17 protein-coding genes are annotated in these 18,215 nt (G+C 69.4%); 5 read left to right on the top strand and 12 right to left on the bottom strand.

Annotated features, from left to right (window positions below; all coding sequences use genetic code 11):
* Positions 1-156: 156 nt before the first annotated feature.
* The 11 genes from Q0W60_RS09155 to Q0W60_RS09105 form a co-directional block, all read right to left on the bottom strand.
* A complete protein-coding gene (locus Q0W60_RS09155; protein ID WP_297694771.1) occupies positions 157-726 on the bottom strand; it encodes a cytochrome c in 570 nt (189 codons plus the stop codon).
* A complete protein-coding gene (locus Q0W60_RS09150; RefSeq protein ID WP_297694769.1) occupies positions 723-1,094 on the bottom strand; it encodes a c-type cytochrome in 372 nt (123 codons plus the stop codon). The genes Q0W60_RS09155 and Q0W60_RS09150 overlap by 4 nt, the downstream gene beginning before the upstream one ends.
* Positions 1,091-1,465: a c-type cytochrome gene (locus tag Q0W60_RS09145; RefSeq protein WP_297694767.1), complete on the bottom strand. Its 375-nt coding sequence runs from the start codon at positions 1,463-1,465 to the stop codon at positions 1,091-1,093. The genes Q0W60_RS09150 and Q0W60_RS09145 overlap by 4 nt, the downstream gene beginning before the upstream one ends.
* Positions 1,462-1,866: a hypothetical protein gene (locus Q0W60_RS09140; protein ID WP_297694765.1), complete on the bottom strand. Its 405-nt coding sequence runs from the start codon at positions 1,864-1,866 to the stop codon at positions 1,462-1,464. Before Q0W60_RS09140 ends, Q0W60_RS09145 begins: the two co-directional genes overlap by 4 nt.
* A gap of 52 nt (positions 1,867-1,918) precedes the next feature.
* Positions 1,919-2,521, bottom strand: coding sequence for a cytochrome c oxidase subunit 3 (locus tag Q0W60_RS09135; RefSeq protein WP_297694763.1), 603 nt, complete (start codon positions 2,519-2,521; stop codon positions 1,919-1,921).
* Positions 2,514-4,463 carry a cytochrome c oxidase subunit I gene (gene ctaD / locus Q0W60_RS09130; protein ID WP_297694760.1) on the bottom strand — a complete coding sequence of 650 codons (1,950 nt, stop codon included), beginning with the start codon at positions 4,461-4,463 and terminating at the stop codon, positions 2,514-2,516. Before ctaD ends, Q0W60_RS09135 begins: the two co-directional genes overlap by 8 nt.
* Positions 4,460-5,434 carry a cytochrome c oxidase subunit II gene (gene coxB / locus Q0W60_RS09125; protein WP_297694758.1) on the bottom strand — a complete coding sequence of 325 codons (975 nt, stop codon included), beginning with the start codon at positions 5,432-5,434 and terminating at the stop codon, positions 4,460-4,462. Before coxB ends, ctaD begins: the two co-directional genes overlap by 4 nt.
* Before the next feature lie 3 nt (positions 5,435-5,437).
* A complete protein-coding gene (locus tag Q0W60_RS09120; RefSeq protein ID WP_297694756.1) occupies positions 5,438-6,034 on the bottom strand; it encodes a c-type cytochrome in 597 nt (198 codons plus the stop codon).
* A gap of 12 nt (positions 6,035-6,046) precedes the next feature.
* A complete protein-coding gene (locus tag Q0W60_RS09115) occupies positions 6,047-7,933 on the bottom strand; it encodes a PQQ-dependent dehydrogenase, methanol/ethanol family (protein ID WP_297694754.1) in 1,887 nt (628 codons plus the stop codon).
* A complete protein-coding gene (locus tag Q0W60_RS09110) occupies positions 7,933-8,709 on the bottom strand; it encodes a cytochrome c oxidase assembly protein (protein WP_297694753.1) in 777 nt (258 codons plus the stop codon). The genes Q0W60_RS09115 and Q0W60_RS09110 overlap by 1 nt, the downstream gene beginning before the upstream one ends.
* Positions 8,710-9,295: 586 nt before the next feature.
* Positions 9,296-10,306 (bottom strand): 1-phosphofructokinase family hexose kinase, encoded by a 1,011-nt coding sequence (locus Q0W60_RS09105; protein ID WP_297694751.1) that lies wholly within the window; start codon positions 10,304-10,306, stop codon positions 9,296-9,298.
* Between the two features lie 115 nt (positions 10,307-10,421).
* Between Q0W60_RS09105 and Q0W60_RS09100 the strand changes: the two genes are divergently transcribed.
* The 3 genes from Q0W60_RS09100 (at position 10,422) to Q0W60_RS09090 (ending at position 14,531) form a co-directional block, all read left to right on the top strand.
* Positions 10,422-10,883 carry a hypothetical protein gene (locus Q0W60_RS09100; protein WP_297694749.1) on the top strand — a complete coding sequence of 154 codons (462 nt, stop codon included), beginning with the start codon at positions 10,422-10,424 and terminating at the stop codon, positions 10,881-10,883.
* Positions 10,884-10,979: 96 nt separating this feature from the next.
* Positions 10,980-13,400 (top strand): phosphoenolpyruvate synthase, encoded by a 2,421-nt coding sequence (gene ppsA, locus Q0W60_RS09095; protein WP_297694748.1) that lies wholly within the window; start codon positions 10,980-10,982, stop codon positions 13,398-13,400.
* Between the two features lie 582 nt (positions 13,401-13,982).
* Positions 13,983-14,531 carry a c-type cytochrome gene (locus Q0W60_RS09090; RefSeq protein WP_297694746.1) on the top strand — a complete coding sequence of 183 codons (549 nt, stop codon included), beginning with the start codon at positions 13,983-13,985 and terminating at the stop codon, positions 14,529-14,531.
* A 130-nt stretch (positions 14,532-14,661) separates the two neighbouring features.
* Here Q0W60_RS09090 and Q0W60_RS09085 read toward each other — a convergent pair whose 3' ends face one another.
* On the bottom strand, positions 14,662-15,255 hold the full coding sequence (locus Q0W60_RS09085) for a hypothetical protein (protein ID WP_297694744.1): 594 nt from the start codon (positions 15,253-15,255) through the stop codon (positions 14,662-14,664).
* A 103-nt stretch (positions 15,256-15,358) separates the two neighbouring features.
* Between Q0W60_RS09085 and Q0W60_RS09080 the strand changes: the two genes are divergently transcribed.
* Both Q0W60_RS09080 and Q0W60_RS09075 read left to right on the top strand, forming a co-directional pair.
* Positions 15,359-16,630, top strand: a complete 1,272-nt coding sequence (locus Q0W60_RS09080) for a hypothetical protein (RefSeq protein WP_297694742.1) — start codon at positions 15,359-15,361, stop codon at positions 16,628-16,630.
* A gap of 34 nt (positions 16,631-16,664) precedes the next feature.
* The gene (locus Q0W60_RS09075; RefSeq protein WP_297694740.1) at positions 16,665-18,146 is read left to right on the top strand and encodes an AMP-binding protein; all 1,482 of its coding nucleotides are present in this window, start codon (positions 16,665-16,667) and stop codon (positions 18,144-18,146) included.
* Positions 18,147-18,215 lie beyond the last annotated feature (69 nt).

Here is an 18,215-nt window from a genome sequence, read left to right as displayed (position 1 = left end):
CTAGCTCCGCTTCCCACCCTCCGCGCAACTGCCGGGAATCTCGGAGCCATCTCAGTCACCGCCGACAAGCTCCGCGCCCAACGCGGCGTCTTCACCGGCCAACAGGCGCGAATTGCGACGCGCGTCTCTGAACCGCGAACATGCGCTCCGGCTGCGCTAGCGGTCCGGCCGCGCCGGGCTCGCCGCGGCGAGCTGAGCTTGCCGGAGCCGAGCGTAGTCGGCGGCGGACATCTTGGGGAGCGCCTCGAGGAAGGCCACGAGGTTCCAGGTCTCCTTGTCGGAGAGCACCTCGCCCCATGCCGGCATGGCGGTCATCTTCACCCCGCGGTGGACGATGTAATAGAGCTCGGCCGGCGACCAGCGGCGCGCCGCGTCCAGCAGGTAGGGCGCGGTGGGGGTCATGGCGCTCACGAAGGGCGCCCGCGGGATCCCCGGTCCGCCGTGGCAGGCGACGCAGTGCTGATCGTAGGACCCGAGGCCCGCCTGCACCTCCGCGGCCGAGAAGGCGCGCGGCGCCGTGATATCCGCCGCCCGGGCCCGCACGGAGCGGATCATGGTCGTGTGGGTCGCCCAGGCGACGATCGCCCGGTGGGGTGTGCTCGCGGAGGCGTCGAATGCGCCGGAGAAGATGACATAGAGCGCCGCCGCGCCCGCCAGCACCCCGGCGCCTGCGAAGCCCACCAGCCCGGCCAGGAGCCACTTCAGCGGGGTTGGGACCGGCCTCACTGCAGGCTTTCCAGGAAGGCGGCGAGGTCGCGCGCCTGCTGGTCGGTGAGGCGCGTGTCGGGCATGGCGTTGCCGGGGACCACCGCCTGGGGCGACTTCAGCCAGCGGGTCAGGTTATCGGTGGTGTTCGGCAGCACGCCCGCGATGACGGTGCGGCGGCCGAACGCGTCAAGCGGCGGCCCCACCAGACCGTCCGCCTGTTGCATGCCGGAGATGAGATGACACGAGCCGCACGCCTCGCGCCCGGCGATGATCTTCCCCTGCTCGACGTCCCCGAAGCCAAGCCGGCGCGGCGGCGGGTTTGGCCCGCAGCCGGCAAGTATGGCCGCCGCGAGGCCAAGGCATGCGATGGCCGCGACCGGCTTCATTCCAGGCTCTCGAGGTAGGCCGTAACGTCGCGGGCCTGGGCCTCAGAGAGGCCCATCTCCGGCATGGCGTTGCGCGCGACGAACGCCTGCGGGTGCTGCACCCAGCGGGCCATGCTCTCCGGCGTGTTGGGCAGGACGCCGGCGATCGTCGTGCGGCGGCCCATGTGCAGGAGCGGCGGTCCGACCAGGCCACGGGCTGATCTCAGCCCTGGGATCTCGTGGCAGGCGCCGCAGCCGACCTGGCTGACGAGCATCCGCCCGCGCTGCGGATCGCCGCCGGCGGCGGACGCGCCGCCCGGCGGCCGCGATGCCGTGCAGTTCGCCAGCAGAACGGCGGCGCACGCGAGGCAGGGAAGCGAGAGGCGCCTCACCGCACGATGCTCCAGCAGGCCGGCACCCCCAGGATGTTGACGGTGTTGAAGAGGATCGTCGCGGCGAACAGGCCGCTCGTCAGCATGCCGCTGAGCGCCATGAAGCGGGCGCGGCCTTCGCCGAGGTTCAGCATGTGATGGGCGCCGCCCGCCTTCTCCTGAGCGACGCGCCGCCAGTGCGCGAGCGCGACCAGCAGGCCCGCGAGGGCGAGCGCCAGGCAGGCGAGGTTGATGACCAGCAGCCAGAGCTGCTCGCCGTTCCAGCCGGGAGGCGGGCTCGCCGTCCTCGGCTCGTCCTTGGGATAGCAGGCATAACTCGAGAGGCCATAGCCGAGCAGCATCTGGCCGATCCAGGCGGCCGGACCCGCGGCGAGCCCGAAAAGGAGCCCGAGCAGGCGCACCCTGTTTCTGTGCGGCGAAGGATGCTCCTGAGGAAAGGCCGTGCTCATTGCCTCACCAGAACAGGTAGGGGGTGACGTAGAAGGTGAAGAAGACCGCCAGCCAGACCGCGTCGACGAAGTGCCAGTAGATGGAGGAGATGCTCACCGGCGCATGCCGGCGGATGTTGAAGTAACCCATGGCTGACCAGACGAAGACGGCGATCAGGATCAGCAGTCCCGCGATCACGTGGGCCATGTGGAAGCCGGTGATGGTGAAGAACAGCGATCCGTAGGAGCCGCTTGCGAGGTTGAACGTCTTGGCTCGCCACTCGAAGCCCTGCACGACGAGAAAGACGGCGCCGAGCCCGATGGCGATGGCGAGGCCCACAAGCTGGCGGCCGCGCTCGCCCTTCTTGACACCCTCCTCGCCCCACCAGACGGCCACGCTGGACGCGAGCAGCACCACGGTATTGGGGCCGGAGAGCCGCAGGCTTGGATGCGGCTGCGGCGCCCAGGACGGTCCGCGCTGGATCGCCACGTAATAGTAGCTGAACAGCAGGTAGGCGAAGAGCGAGGCCTCGGTGGCGATCAGGCACAGCATGCCCCACCAGCCCACGCTGTTCTTGCCGCGTGCGCCGACGGGCAAGGGTTGGCCGCGGTAGACCCCCTCAGACATGGCCTGCCTGCCCGGGCTCGTCCGCGTGCGTGCGGTTGGGCCAGAACCAGATCAGCAGCGCGACAATGATCAGCACAGCGCCCAGGCCGACCAGCCACCACCAATGGCCGGCCGCGCCCGAGAATATGATGGCCAACCCCAGCGCAAGCAGGAACGGAGCGGGCGTGTCCGGCGGCATCTCCAGGATGAGGTTCGGCTCGGCGTCCAGCGGGGTGGTGGCGATCGTCTCGCGACCGTGGTCTAGCAACAGCCCCTCGTCGAGGCGCGAGCGCGCGTCGCTCTCGCCGAGCCGAGCCTCCCAGAGCGGGTGCCGGCTCGCGACGCTTGGGATGACGGCGAAGTTGTAGGGCGGCGGCGGTGAAGTCGTCGCCCATTCCAGGGTCGGCGCGGCCCAGGGGTTGTCCGATGCCTTGGCCCCGCGCCGGAGGCTCACCGCCACGTTGACCAGCAGCAGGAGCACGCCCGCCGCGAACAGCGCCGAGCCGAGGGTCACGATGAGATTGGTGGTGCTCCAGCCCATCCCGTCGGGATAGGTGTAGATGCGCCTGGGCATGCCCAGCACGCCCAGCAGGTGCATCGGCAGAAAGGCGATGTTGAAGCCCAGGAACATTGTCCAGAAGTTCCAGCGGCCGAGGCGCTCGTCGAGCATGCGGCCGGTGATCTTCGGGAACCAGTAGTAGAGCCCGCCCACCACCGGGAAGACGTTGATCCCGATCAGGACATAGTGGAGGTGGGCGACGATGAAGTAGGTGTCGGTGAGCTGCCAGTCCAGCGGCGCAGACGCGGTCATGAACCCCGACACGCCGCCGATCACGAACAGCACGATCATGCCGGCGAAGAAGAGGAAGGCGGTGGTGATCACCGGCCGGCCGGTCCAGATGGTGGCCGTCCAGGCGAACACCGCCACCGCGCTCGGGATGACGATGATGATCGAGGCGGCGGAGAAGAAGGACAGCGATAGGCTGGGGAGCCCGGTCGCGAACATGTGGTGCACCCACACGCCGAACCCCAGCGCCATTGTCGTGACGGTCGCCAGCGCCACGGGGGTGTAGCCCACCAGCGGTCGACGGCAGAAGGTCGGCAGGCCGTCGGAGACCATGCCCATGGCCGGCAGCACGATGGCGTAGACCCAGGGGTGGCCGAACATCCAGAAGAGGTGCTGCCAAAGCAGCGGCTGCCCCTGGCCGGTATCGAAGAAGTGGGTCCCGAACTGGCGGTCCATCCAGAGCAGGAAGAAAGCGAGGCTGACGGAAGGCACGGCCAGGAGGTTGCCCACCGAGGCGGTGAGCGTGCCCCAGGTCAGGATCGGCACGCGATTCACCGACATGCCCGGGCAGCGGGTCCGCAGGAAGGTGACCACGAAGTTCGCCGAGCCCACCGTCGTGGAGATCCCGAGCAGGATGAGCCCGAGCGCGTAGACGTCGATGTTGATCCCGGGGTCGTGCGCGCGGTCCGCATAGGGGACGTAGTTGAACCAGCCGTCGTTGGGCCCGCGGCCGACCACGAATCCGGCGTAGAGGAAGAGGCCGGCCGCGATGTAGATCCAGTAGGAGAGCGCATTGAGCCGCGGAAACGCCATGTCGCGCGATCCCAAGAGAAGCGGCCAGAGGTAGTTGGAGAACCCTGAGAGGATCGGCGCGGCGTAGAGGAAGATCATGGTGACGCCGTGCATGGTGAAGAGCTGGTCGTAGGCCTCGGGTGTGAGCAGACGGAGCTCGGGGCCGGCCAGCTGCAGCCGCATGACGAAGGCCTCCAGTCCCCCGAGGATCAGGAACGCGAAGGCGGTCACGATGTAGCGTTTGCCGATCTCCTTGTGGTCGACGGAAGATATCCAGCCCAGGAGCCCCGGCTTCTCGCCCCAGATCTCCTCGAGCTCGCGGCCAAGTCCGGGCGCGCCGAGGCGGCGCGTCTCCGGCGCGCGGGTGTCTTCCCAGGCGCTCATCTCAGCGTCTCCAGATAAGCGCGGAGTTGCGCCAGCTGCGCGGGCGGCACGTAGGTGGCCGGCATCTTTGCGCCGGGTTTCAGCGCCTGCGGATTCTCGATCCATCCGGAGAGGTTGGCCACCGTATTGGGCAAGGTCCCGGCCGCGATGGTCGTGCGGCTCATCAGGTGGGTGAGATCAGGGCCCACGGCGCCGCCAGCCTCGGTGCCGCGGACCGTGTGGCAGGCGCCGCATCGCTCGAAGAACACCTGCTGACCGGCTATGGCATCGGGCGTCGCGGGGACGGCGCCGGGCTTCAGCTGACCCTGACGCCACGCCTCGAAATCTGCGGGGGCGTCGGCTTTCACATAGAGCGCCATGTGGGCGTGCTGCTCGCCGCAGTACTCGGCGCACTGGCCGCGGTAGACGCCGGGCCGGTCCGCCTGCAGCCAGGCGAGATTGGTGCGGCCGGGAATGGTGTCGGTCTTGCCGGTAAGCGCCGGGATCCAGAAGGAGTGGATCACGTCCGCCCCCTTCAGCTTCACCTCGACCGGCGCGCCGGCGGGGATGTGGATCTCGTTGGCGGTGGTGAAGCTCTCGCCGGGTCCGCCGTCATAGGCGACCTCCCACCACCACTGATGCCCGGTGACCTCGAGGGTCACGGCCGGCCGTCCGGCGGGAGAATTGACCGCCGCCAGCACCGCCACCGTCCAGATCAGCGAGGCCACCAATGCCACAAAGGTCAGGGCCACGCCGATATAGATCCAGCGCATGCCGCCCGGCGGGCGTGAGACAGCCAGACCCGCCATGTCCGTGACGCCGCGCTGGGCGCGGGTGACGACGCCCGCCACGACCAGCACCGTGACGATCACCACCACGGCGACGGAGAGCGCGCTGAACCCCCAGTTCAGGGCCGTGACCGGATCCGCCCGCGGGCCGAAGGTCTGCCAAAATCCCATCGGCGAGGCGGGGGTGAAAGGAGCGCTCGCCATCGCTTAGCGCCGGTGTCCTGGTTGCGAGGACGTGAGGACCTGATGCGCCGTGTCGGCCTGCGACTCCCCCGCGGGCTCCGGCCCGGTGGTCGAGGCCTGGGCTCCGCCGAGGGAGACCATCTGCGGGCCGGCGGGGGGCGCGCTCCCTCCGAGGCTCTCCAGGTAGGCCACGAGCTTCCAGATCTGGTCCGGCGGCAGGCGGGTCCCCCAGGCAGGCATGCCCTTCGGACGCCCGTCGTGGATCGAGTTGTAGAGCTCGGCTGGCGTGCCGCCATAGCGCCAGCCCTGGCCGTTCAGCGCGGGCCCTATCAGCCCGGACGCCTCTGCGCCGTGGCAGTAGACGCAGTTCATGGCGCCGAACAACTGCTTGCCCTGCTGCACGGCCTGGGCATTGCCTTCGAAGGGGTTGGCGATGGTGGCGGCGATGCTGACCGGCTCGCCCGGAGGCGCGCCCAGCGGCACCCGGTTAAGCGTCTCGTCGGCGGGAATCGCCGCGGGATTGGTGTTGGCCGTCGAGCCGCCCCGCGGCTTGCTGCACGCGGCCAGCGTCAGACCGGCCAGCAACAGCAGGAGGAACCCGGTGGAGGTCCTTGCGATCATGCCGCGTCCCCGTCAATCCGGCGTGTCGTAGTGGCCGGCGGGAGCGCCCGCCCCCTCCGTCGTGATCAGGCCCGCGCCGCTGCTCGGCGACAGCCCGTCGATCGAGAAGACGTAGAGCGTGCCTCCTCGTGGCGGGAAGCCGTTCTTCTGGCCCATGACCTGGCTGGCGACGCCACCGACGCCGGCGAAAACGGCGACGTATTGGCGTCTGTCGGGGCCGAGATAGGTCATGGGCTGCGACATGACCCCGGAGGAGAGCTTCTGGCTCCAGAGCACGCGCCCGTTGCGCGCATCCACGGCGCGGAACCAGCCGTCGGTCGTGCCGTAAAAGACGACGTCGCCGGCCGTCGCGAGCACGCCGCTCATGGTCATGAAGGTTTCGGGGATCTCCCACACGCGCTGGCCGGTCAGGGGATTCCAGGCGATGAAGGCGCCCCAGTTCGACTTCTGCGCGCCCGGATGGGTCGTGAGGTCCATCCCGTCGTAGGGGGTGCCGGGAATGTATCCGACCTTGTGGTCGGTGAGGTCCATGCAAATGTTGAAGACCGTGGCGTAGACTAGGCCCGTGCGCGGCGAGAAGGCCGCCGGATTCCAGTCCTTCGAGCCGATGTGCGTGGGGCAGATGTCCTTCACCTGCTCTTCCACCTTGGCTTCCTTGTCGGCGACCACGATGGGCCGACCGGTCGCGGGATCGATCCCCCTCGCCCAGTTCATGGTGCTGTAGGGACGGGCGACGACGATCTTCCCCGTGGTCCGGTCGAGGGTGTAGCCGAAACCATTGCGGTCGAGGTGGACCAGCAGCTTGCGCATCGCGCCGCCGACCGGGCCGTTGATCAGAATGTTCTCGTTGACGCCGTCGTAATCCCACTGGTCATGCGGCGTGAACTGGAATGCCCACTTGGCGTCGCCAGTCTTGGGATCGCGCGCGAAGATGGCGCTGGTCCAGAGGTTGTCGCCGGGGCGCTGCGCCGGCACCCGCGGCCCGGGATTGCTGGTGCCCTGATAAATCAGATCGAGCTGGGGATCGTAGGATATCCAGCCCCACACCGTGCCGCCGCCATGCTTCCAGGCCCCGGCCGGCCAACTCCGAACGCCCAGGTCCTTGCCGGTCAGCCAGGCGTAGGGAGGCTTGAACCCTGGCCCGATCCGGACGTCGGCGTCCGGACCGGTCGAATAGGCGCGCCACAGCTCCTTGCCACTGGCGAGGTCCAGTGCGGTCAGCTGGCCGCGCACACCCATCTCCCCGCCCGAGTTGCCGACCAGAACGACGCCCCCGGCCACCAGCGGCGACATGGTCATGGTGACGCCGTTTGCGGGCTCGCCGAGCTTGACGCGCCAAGCCGGCTTGCCGGTCTTGACGTCCACGGCGACGACCTCGGCGTCGAGCAGGGTGTAGATCAGCTTGCCGTCCGCGAAGACCGGGCCGCGATTCACCGCGTCGCAGCAAGCCTTGCCGATTGCGATCGGCGGCGGGTGCGGCTGATACGTCCACTTGATCGGCGCCCCGGGCTTGGTCAGGTCCAGCGCGTAGGCGATGTTCGGATAAGGCGTGACCACGTACATGGTGTCGCCGACCACCAGCGGCGCCGACTCGTGGCCGTACGGGATCCCGTCGGCAAACGACCAAGCGATTTTCAACCGCGCCACGTTGGCGGTGTTGACCTGGTTGAGCGGACTGAACCGCGTGTTGGCGAAGTCGCGCGCCTGGCGGCGCCATTCGCCCGGCGGATCGTTGGGCGCGAGGTCCGCCCCCGCGCCCGTCGCCCCCGCCAACGGCGCGACGCGCGGCGGCGTAGACGCCACCGTAGGCTTGGTCGGCGAGCAGGCGGCCAGCGACACCAGGCTCGTTGCGGCGAGCCATGCGACGGACGTGCGCCGCAGATGTTCCGGGGCGCGCATCAGGCGGCCGCCGCGATCGCTTCGCCACCGGCGCGCCGCATCATCGCCAGGAAGGCGCTCGCGAAGCCGCAGACGAAGAAGATGCCGCTCGGCGCCCACATCAGCACGCCGCCGAGCTGCTGGTCGGCGAGCGGGCTCAGGCCCCAGGACCAGGTGGTGGTCAGATGCCACGCGTAGAGCGGCCTCGCCGAGTAGGTGATGAGGGCGCCCAGCACGCCCATCTGTACGGCAGTGAAGGCGGTGGCGGCGACGGCCACCAGGAAGGCGCGGCCGTCCTCCTCGAGCAGGCAGGCCCACAGCCAGACCGCCGACCCGAATAGCGTGAGATGCATCGCCCAGTATGCGAACGTGCTGTGGAACGTTTCGTCGTAGGGCCCGGGCGCGTGCCAGAACCACAGCGCCACGGCGAAGGCGGCGGCCGCCCACAGTCCGCCCCGGCCAGGTGAGCCCACCGTGACAAGCGTCCAGGGCCGTCCGAGCGCCACGAGCGGCGCGCAGATCGACGCCAGGAACATGTGCTGGCCGACCCGCGCGCTGAAGAGCGCGACGGACAGCGGGCAGAGCGGCGAGATCAGCGCGAGCGCGGTTGCGGCCCAGCCCGCGAAGAAGGAGGCGCGGCGCCAGTTCGCGATCCGAGCCCGCCGCGCGCGCCACGCGAAGGCGACGGCGGCCGCGGCGAGAATGCCGATCAGGATCGGATCAAGGTTCCACCTGGACCAAAGATGGTCGGATGCGGGCGGCGCGCCGCAATAGGGGGCAGGACTAGGATGCGCCATCTCTCCTCCCGTCGTGACGAGCGCGCAGTCCGCCTCCCCCGAGAGGCAACAATATCGTGATCCATGGATGTCGCGTGTCAACAGAAGCATCTAGCTTGCTGCGCGCGACCGGCGGATGCGGGCGCTTGCGGCCAACGCCGCGGTCCTGATCAGACCGGCGGCGACGGCGCCGCTCCGGCGCAAAGCGCGGGGATTGGCGAAAGTTGGTGGCGGTGCGACTGGCCGTGCCCGCGCCGGTGCGGGCCACCATGATAGTCGGGGCTGCGCTCATGTCCCCAAGTTCACCATCTGGCATAATTGCGGTCCCGGTGCAGCTAGCCCCGGGACCCGGTTCGCCCGCGACAGGTAGAGCTCTGGGCCGGCGTTTCGCTAACCGTCCGCCATTGGAGCGAGTTCAAAAAACTTATCGTGATGCGATGGGATGATCTCACCGCGACTCAGGCTCGGATGTGCAGGCCGCCTCCACGCCCGAGATCCGGACGTCCTGATCGACAGGTGCGATCACGGCGCCATGGCCGATGCGCTGGGAAGCGTAAGCGCCAGCAACGCAGCCGTGCATCTGCACGACCCGATGATTCCCTCTCGCTCATGTCGGCGCCTGGTCGGCAATTGACGCTCGCGGGAGGCTCGGCAGGGTTACCTCGGGCGACTCCGGCTCGGCCGGGGATTCGACGCGCAGATCCGGCGCGAACCGCCGCACGTCGGCGGCGCTGCAGAGCTCGGTTCCGGGCGCCAGGACCGCCGCGGCGCCGGCCGCAGCGCCGTAGCGGAACGCTTCTTCGATCGGCTGTCCGGCGGCGAGCGCCCAGACCATCCCGCCGAGGAAGCTGTCGCCGGCGCCCACGGCGCTGACGGCGCGAAGCGGCGGCGGGCGGATGCGCTTGACTGATGTTCGCGTCACCAGGAGAGCCCCGGCTTTGCCCAGGGTGAGGGCGATGAATTCGAGTCGGCGGCCCCTCATCAGGTCCCGGCAAGCGGCGACCTGGGCCGCCTCGCTGTCCAGGGGTCGCCCGGCGAGTTCGGCGAGCTCGGCCAGGTTCGGCTTGATCAAGTGGAGGTGAGCGTCGAGCGCGGCGTTGAGCGCCGGGCCGGAGGCGTCCAGCACGAAGCGCGCCCCGAACCCTGCCGCAATCTCCGCAACCCGCGCATAAAGATCGTCCGGCGCGCCAGGAGGAAGGCTCCCGCTTGCACAGACGAGGCTCGGCCGTTCCGTCAGGTTCGCCAGGGCATGGAGGCACGCCAGCCATTCCGCGCCATGCAGATGCGGTCCTGGCAGGACGAACCGGAACTGGCTCTCCGCGCGCTCGTCGAAGACGGTGACGTCCTCGCGCGTTTCGCCCGCGATCGGGATCGTCCGACAGGCGACGCCTTCCGCCCGCACCAGGGCCCGCAACTGGTCTCCTGTGAACCCGCCGGCCGGAAAAACGGCGGTCGCCGAGCCGCCCAGTCGGTGGACTACGCGCGCCACATTGATCCCGCCGCCGCCGGGATCCCGGCCCGCGCCGTGGCAGCGCAGCTTCGGGCCGGCCTCGACGCGGTCGACCGCGGTGAAGAGGTCGATGGCGGGGTTCATCGTGAGCGTGGCGACGAGGGACATAGCGCCTTGTCGCGCAATGCACGCGTCGCGCCTTGAGCGAGGTCAATCCCGCGGTTCGGCTGGTCGATTGACGCCGATCAAGGCGGCCGCGCCGGCCTCGCGCAGACTTTGCTTCATGACCACGCTCAAACGCACCGCGAAGCCGCGCGCCCGGCACACCCACCCTTACCCCCTTCCCCGGCAGCTGGCGCCCGACGAAGCGCGGATCCTCGACTACTGGCGGAGCCTGCTGCGCGGCGCCGCCGCCATTCCCTTCGCCGATGACCTGAAGCTGACGGACATCCCCGATCTCAAGGCCCGCCTCTTCATGCTGGACGCTTTCGAGCGCCCGGAGCGCTTCCGCTTCGCCCTTGTCGGATCTTCCCTTGCGGCCGATGGCCTTTGCGGAACCTTCCTCGACGAGGCGCGGCTCCCCAGGCCGTTCGAGTTCCTGGCCTCGCAGTGCGCGGCCACGGTCGAGTGCGGCGCGCCGACCTTCTATCGCCACGACGTGGAGCGCCCCTACACGCGGCTGCTTCTCCCGCTGTGGGCGGAAGGCCGGATCGCCACGCTGCTGGGGGCGCTCGATCGCGCCTGATGACAGGGTCACCTGATCCGGATCAACGTCGGATGCTTGACTTGGCTCAAGGCGGCCGGCGCCGAGCTTGGCGAGGCTTCCGGTCGGAGGCCCGCGATGTCCGAAGACATTCTCTGGTTCGAGACGATCGGGTTGGGCGACGTCGGGCTCGTGGGCGGCAAGACGGCGTCGCTGGGCGAACTGCACGCTCTGCTGGCGAGGGGACCGGTTACGGTCCCGCCCGGCTTCGCCATCACGGCCCAGGCCTACCGCGAGGCCCTCACGTCCGCAAAGGCCTGGCCGGCGCTGCATCGACTGCTCGAGGACCTCGACGTCAACGACGTCCACACGCTCGCCGAGCGCGCGGCCCAGGCGCGCGATATCGTCTACCAGGCCACCGGCGGCGCAGGCCTGGCGGCCGAGATCATCGCGGCCTATCGACAGCTGCGGGAAATGGCGGGTGGGGCCGTCTCCGTCGCCGTGCGATCCTCCGCCACCGCCGAGGACCTGCCGAACGCCAGCTTCGCGGGCCAGCACGAGAGCTTCCTGCACGTCCGCGACGAGGCGGGCCTCGTCGAGGCGTGCCGTCGCTGCTTCGCCTCGCTGTTCACCGACCGCGCGATCGTCTACCGCGCCAACAACGGCTTCGACCACTTCAAGGTCGCTCTTTCCGTGGCCGTCATGCAGATGGTGCGCTCCGACGCTGCGGCGAGCGGGGTGACCTTCACCCTCGACACCGAGAGCGGGTTCCGGGACGTCGTGTTCGTCACCGGAACCTACGGCCTGGGTGAAAGCCTCGTCCAAGGCCAGGTGGACCCCGACGAATTCTACGTCCACAAGCCCACGTTCCGGGCGGGCTTCCGTCGTGTCCTGAAGCACAGCCTCGGGGCGAAGCAGAGCAAGCTCGTGTGGTCGCAAGCCCAGCGCGCGGTCGCGAGCCGTCGGATATCGCAATCCGAGCGGGGCCGTTTCTGCCTCTCCGATCCGGAGGTGCTCAGCCTCGCCGAGGTCGCGCTCGTGATCGAGGATCACTATTCGCGCCGCGCAGGCCAACCCACGCCCATGGATATCGAATGGGCCAAGGACGCGCTCGATGGCCGTCTCTATGTGGTCCAGGCGCGGCCGGAAACCGTCGCGTCTCGGCGCTCCGCGCAGATCGAGAGCTTCCGGCTGGAGGGCAAGGGGCGCGTGCTCGTGTCTGGCAAGGCGGTGGGCGAACGCATCGCTTCCGGCGCGGCGCGGATCATTCGCGGCCCGAAGGACCTCGAAGCCTTCCAGCCGGGCGAAGTGCTGGTCGCGCAATCCACCAGTCCCGACTGGGAGCCCGTGCTGAAGCGCGCCGCGGCTGTCGTCACCGACCGCGGCGGCCGCACCTGCCATGCCGCCATCGTGGCGCGGGAACTGGGGCTCGCGGCCGTCGTGGGGACAGGAGAGGCCACTTCACGCTTGAGCCCCGGCCAGCCGGTCACCGTCTCCTGCGCCGAAGGCGAGACCGGCCATGTCTACGACGGGGCGTTGCCCTTCGCGGTGGATCGCCTGGACGTCGCGGAGCTGCCGCGGCCGCGCACGGCCGTCATGCTCAATCTCGCGCAACCCGACCTGGCCTTCCGAACCGCGATGCTGCCCTCGGCGGGCGTGGGTCTGGCGCGCCTCGAGTTCATCATCGGCGAGCAGATCGGAATCCATCCCATGGCCGCGGCGCATCCCGAACGCCTGCGCTCCTCGTTGGAGCGAAAGCGGCTGGCGCGGCTCACCTCCGGATGCGCCTCGCCACGCGATTACTTCGTCGACCGTCTCTCCGAAGGCGTGGGCGTGATCGCTGCCGCATTTTATCCGCGACCGGTCATCGTGCGGCTCTCGGACTTCAAGACAAACGAATATGCCCGCCTGTTGGGCGGAGCCGAATTCGAGCCGCGCGAGGAGAACCCGATGATCGGCTTCCGCGGCGCCGCCCGCTACGCCCATCCCCTCTACGCAGACGGCTTCGCCTTGGAATGCGAGGCGCTGCGGCGTGTGCGCACCGAACTGGGCCTCAAGAATCTCAAGGTGATGGTGCCCTTCTGCCGCCGCGTTGAGGAGGCCGAGCGCGTGCTGGCCGCCATGGCCGCGAACGGCCTGAAGAGGGGCGAGGACGGCCTCGAGATCTATGTGATGTGCGAGATCCCGAACAACGTGATCGAGATCGACAGGTTCGCGCGCCTCTTCGACGGCTTCTCCATCGGCTCCAACGACCTCACCCAACTCACCTTGGGAGTCGATCGCGATTCCGAGGTGGTGGCCTTCGACTTCGACGAGCGCGATCCGGGCGTGCTGCGCATGTTGCAAATGGCGGTCGAGGGCGCGCGGCGGAACGGACGGCATGTCGGCATCTGCGGCGAAGCGCCGGCCAACTACCCGGAGGTCGCGGCCTTTCTCGTCGGGCTCGCCATCGAGTCCATCAGCGTCAATCCGCAGAGCCTGGCCAAGACCCTCGAGGTGGTCGCGCGCGCCGAGACGAACGCCCCCGCAGCGGCCGCTCCGGCCCTTGTTCATGGTTGACGTTGTTGACCGGGAGCCAACCGGACGAGAAATACCTTCTGCTTCGCGAGCGCCTTGACCTTGCGAAAGGCGGCCGCAGGGGGTGGGTCTCTATTTCGTCTGCAAAATGCGGGATGGACTCAAGCGGGCCGGCGCCCAGACCAAGACCGTCGAGATAGAGGCCGCCTGATCTCTCCCGAGCGCGGCGGGCTCGATGGCGCCCGACGTCCGCGACGCCGGGGCGCTTTCCATATGGCTTGGTGGATCGGCCCGCTTGGCGCCTACAGCCGGCCACATATCGCTGAGGCGATACTCGGCGTCACGCGCACGATGCTGACACGGCCGCCGCTGCCGCTGTTCCTGTCCTGCTGAGCGGCAAGTCAGCGGGACAACGGTGCGAGGTCGTCGAGCCAGCGGCCGAGGTCCCGATCCGGCGTCTTGGTGAGATCGCGAAGAGGCGCGGGCCCCGCGTGGCCGCCGCGGGAGCGGGTCGCCGGCCCGGGACAGCGTCGCAGCCCAGGGAACAACTTGGCGAGCCGGGGGCTTGAAGCTTGAGCATGCTGCGGACCTCGCACGTCCGCGCCGTCGAAAGGAAGCAAGACGATGCGCGGCTTCATCCTCGGCATCGTGGCGACCATCGTCGTCGCGCTCGTCCTGGGCTACGCCCTGCTCCATAGCGGCATGGTCCCGGCCAACGCCGACGCGAAGGCCGGCGGCCTGGAGACCTGGGCCGCGCGCGCATCGCTCGGCGCGACGCTGAGGCGCGATGCGCCCAAAGGGCCCAATCCCGTGCCTGCGACCGAAGCCAGTTTCGTGGAAGGGGTGAAGCTCTACGGCGAGCACTGCGCCGTCTGCCATGGCGTCGCGGCGGGCGATGCGGCCGCCTCGGCGATCGCGCGAGGCGAGTATCCCGCGCCGCCGCAGCTCGCGACCGAAGGCGTGGAGGACGATCCCGAGGCCTACACCTTCTGGAAAGTCAAGCACGGCATCCGGTTGACCGGCATGCCCTCGTGGGCCGGCGCGCTGGACGATCGCCAGATCTGGACGATCGCATTGTTCCTCAAGCACATGGACAAGCTGCCGCCGGCGGCGGCCGCCGCCTGGAAGCAACTGCCGGCGCCGCAGCCCGATCCGGGACCCGCAAAGCACTAGCCCGGCCGCGCGGGCGCCGCTCCGCCTAGACCTCGGCCGTCAGCGTGAGGCGGGGCGGAGCGAGGTCGAAGTAAGCCGCCGCCCCGGGACCGAGATTGCAGACGGGCGCGCAAGCTCATCGATCGGGGGCCTACTTCTGTTTGGCGGCATAGGCCTGCTGCCGGGCCTTCACGTCGGCCGGCCAGTCGGGCAGCGGTTTGCCCTGGGCCGGGCCGTTGGCCTTGATCTGCGGCTGGATGACGTACTCCTCATGGCAGGAGGTGCATTCGCCGTAGAGGTCAGCGCCGGACTTGTAGACGCCGGCCTTGTCGTGCTTTTCAGCCGCCGCCTTGGCGACCACGGCGAGCTGGCTGAGCGTCTGAGCGTGCTTGTACCAGTCGCTGTCCGGATGATCGGGCAAATGCCGGGCGCGACCCGGCAGCTGCAGCATGTTTCCCGCCTCGATCAGGGTGGCCGCGGCGCTCTCCAGCTTCTCCCAGCCCTCGTCGGTGGTCGGCGACAAATCCTGCATTCCCTTGGCGGTCTCGACGGTGCCGGAGCCCCCCCAGTAGATGAACGACTGCGGGTCGACCACGTGGCCCATGAACTCGTCCATCGGCAGGTCTGTGTTGAGCTTCGCCATGGGCGAGAGCTGGATTCCGGCCGCAGTCGGCTGGGCGGGCTTCTGCGGCGAGCAGGCCGCAAGCAGCGCGGCCGCGGCCGCGAAAGTGAGTAGGCGCTTCAAGATCGAATCCCCGAGTTCGGACGTCGAGAGCGCGGATACTTTGCCAAGCTGGTCTCTGTCCGGTTAAGAACGGTGTCAGGCGACGTTACACGGACGTTACAGCTTGGAACTTCGGCTCGACCAGGGTGGCATCGGGGCGCTGGCCGCGGAACTCCGCCGCCGCCAGGCGCTCGGCCGTTCGGACGTGCTCAACCGGCTGTTCGACTATCTCGCCGCGGCCTCCGAGGGCGGCCTGAAGCCGAAGGAGTTCGAGGTGGCGGCGGCCGTGTTCGGCCGCGACGCCGGCTTCGACGGGGCGCAGGACGCCTCGGTGCGGGTGGCGGTTCATCGGCTGCGCCGGAAGCTGGAGGATTACTACGCCGGCCCGGGACGCGACGACGAGCTGCGGCTCGCCGCGCCCCGCGGCGAGTACCGCCTCGTGGTGATGGCCCGGGAGGAGGCCGAGGCGGCCCCGGTCGCCACGGGCCGGCGGAGCCTGGCCCGACTGTGGCCGTGGGCCGCCGCGCTGCTCGCCGCCAACGTCCTGGCCTGGGCGGGTTGGTGGGCCACCCACCGGGACGGCGACTACGGGGCTGTGCGCCGCGCGGCGCCCTGGGCGCAGGTGCTGGGCGACCAGCGGCCGCTGCTGGTGGTGGTGGGCGACTACTACATCTTCGGCGACCTCGACCAGGCGACCGGCGCGGGGCGGCTGGTCCGCGAGTACGGCATCAACTCCCCCGCCGATCTCGACGACTGGCTGATGGACCACCCGGAGATGGTCGGCCGCTATCGCGACCTCGACCTCTTCTACCTGCCGGTCGGCGCGGCGGCGGCGCTGCGCGACGTGCTGCCGGTGCTGGCCCCGAAGGCCTCGGCCCGCGACCAGGTGCGCGTCATCACCGCCTCGAACCTGACGCCGGAGATGCTGAAGCGCAACGACGTGCTCTACGTGGGCTATCTCTCGGGATTGCGGATGCTGCGGGATCCGGTGTTCGCTGGCTCCAGGTTCCGGGTGGGCGAAACCTACGACGAGCTGATCGACAGCCGGACGGGCCGGCGCTACGCGAGCCAGGAGGGCGGCCCTGTCGACGGCCAGGCGAGCCAGCGCGACTTCGGTTATTTCGCCGCCTTTCAGGGCCCGGACGGCAACCGCATCGTGATCCTCGCCGGCGCCCGCGACATGGGGCTGATGCAGACCGCCGAAGCCATGACGACGCCGCAGGTGCTGAAAGCGGTCCGGCGCGGAGCCGGCCGCGCCCAGGCCTTCGAGGCGCTCTACGAGGTGGAAGGCATGCGCCGCGCCAACTTCGGCGGCCATCTCGTCATCGCCTCGCCGCTGGATTCCGCCCGTATCTGGACCCCGCCGAAGGCGCCGCTGCGCTTCCCGGCCGGATGAAGACAGACCAACCCCAACCCAAGAGACCGACCCGATGTCCGACGACCTGATCTCCTTCGGCGCCAAGCTCGCGCAGCACGCCCGCGTCCAGGCGAATGCGCCGGCCGTCAGCTGCGGCGACCAGACGCTCACCTATGCGGACCTGCACCGGCGGACCAACCGCATCGCCCGGGCGCTCGCGGCGCTGGGCGTGAAACAGGGGGACCTGGTGACGCTCGGCCTGCCGAACAGCGTCGGCTTCGTCGAGGCCTGCTACGGCATCTGGAAGCTCGGGGCGACGCCGCAGCCGATCTCCTACCGTCTGCCCAAGGCCGAGCTCGAAGCGATCATGGATCTGGCGGGGACGCCGGTGGTGATCGGCGAGTTCAAGCACCAGATCGACCGGCCGCTGCTGACCGCCGAAAGCCTGATGGCGATGAGCCAGGACGACAGCGACCTGCCCGACGCCGTCCCGCCGATCTCCAAGGCGCCCACCTCCGGCGGCTCGACCGGCCGGCCGAAGCTGATCCTGGCCGGTCAGCCGGGCGTCTCGCCGAAGGAGACGCCGGAGGCCGGCGGCTTCCGGATCAAGCCAGACAGCATCGTCGTGCTGCCGGCGCCGATGTACCACAACGCCCCATTCGGGATGATGATGAGCGCCACCCAGCTCGGCGCGCATGTGGCGGTGATGCCGCGGTTCGACCCGGAAGCGACGCTGGCCGAGGTGGCCCGCCGCAAGGCGACCTGGCTCTACCTCGTGCCCACGATGATGAACCGCATCTGGCATCTGCCGCCGGAGGTGCGAGCCGGGTACGACCTCTCCAGCCTGGAGACCCTCTGGCACATGGCCGCGCCCTGCCCCGCCTGGCTGAAGGAGGCCTGGATCCACTGGGTCGGGCCCGAGACCGTCATGGAGCTCTACGCCGGCACCGAGGCCCAGGCGGTGACGATCATCAACGGCGCCGAGTGGCTGGACCACCCGGGGTCCGTCGGCAGGGTGACCTTCGGCGAGATGAAGATCTTCGACGAGGCCGGAGACGAAGTGCCGGCCGGCCAGACCGGGGAGATCTACATGCGCCGCGCGCCGGGAACGCCGCCCAGCTACAAGTACGTGGGCGCGACGCCCAAGACGCTGCCCGGCGGCTGGGAGAGCCTGGGCGATCTCGGCTGGTTCGACGCCGACGGCTATCTCTATCTCGCGGACCGCCGCACCGACATGATCCTGGTCGGCGGCTCCAACGTCTATCCTGCGGAGATCGAGGCCGCCCTGGAAGCCCACCCGGCGGTGCAGTCCTGCGCCGTCATCGGCCTGCCGGACGAGGACCTGGGCGCCCGCATCCACGCGATCGTCAACGCCAAGGGCGAGGTGGACGATGCGAGCCTCAAGGCGCACCTCGCCGAGCGGCTGGTCACCTACAAGCAGCCGCGCTCGTACGAGTTCGTCGACGAGCCGGTGCGCGACGACGCGGGCAAGGTGCGCCGCACAGCGCTCAGGGACGCCCGCATAGCGGCGATGAAGCAGAACCAGCCGGCGTAGATTTCCGCCGAGCGCACAGGTGACGGGCCCGCGCGTGCGCGCTAAGGCCTTGCGCATTCTTCTGAACCC

This window comes from Phenylobacterium sp. (genome assembly GCF_025934275.1).
Classification (GTDB): domain Bacteria; phylum Pseudomonadota; class Alphaproteobacteria; order Caulobacterales; family Caulobacteraceae; genus Phenylobacterium.
This window is presented reverse-complemented; position numbering and strand designations above follow the sequence as displayed.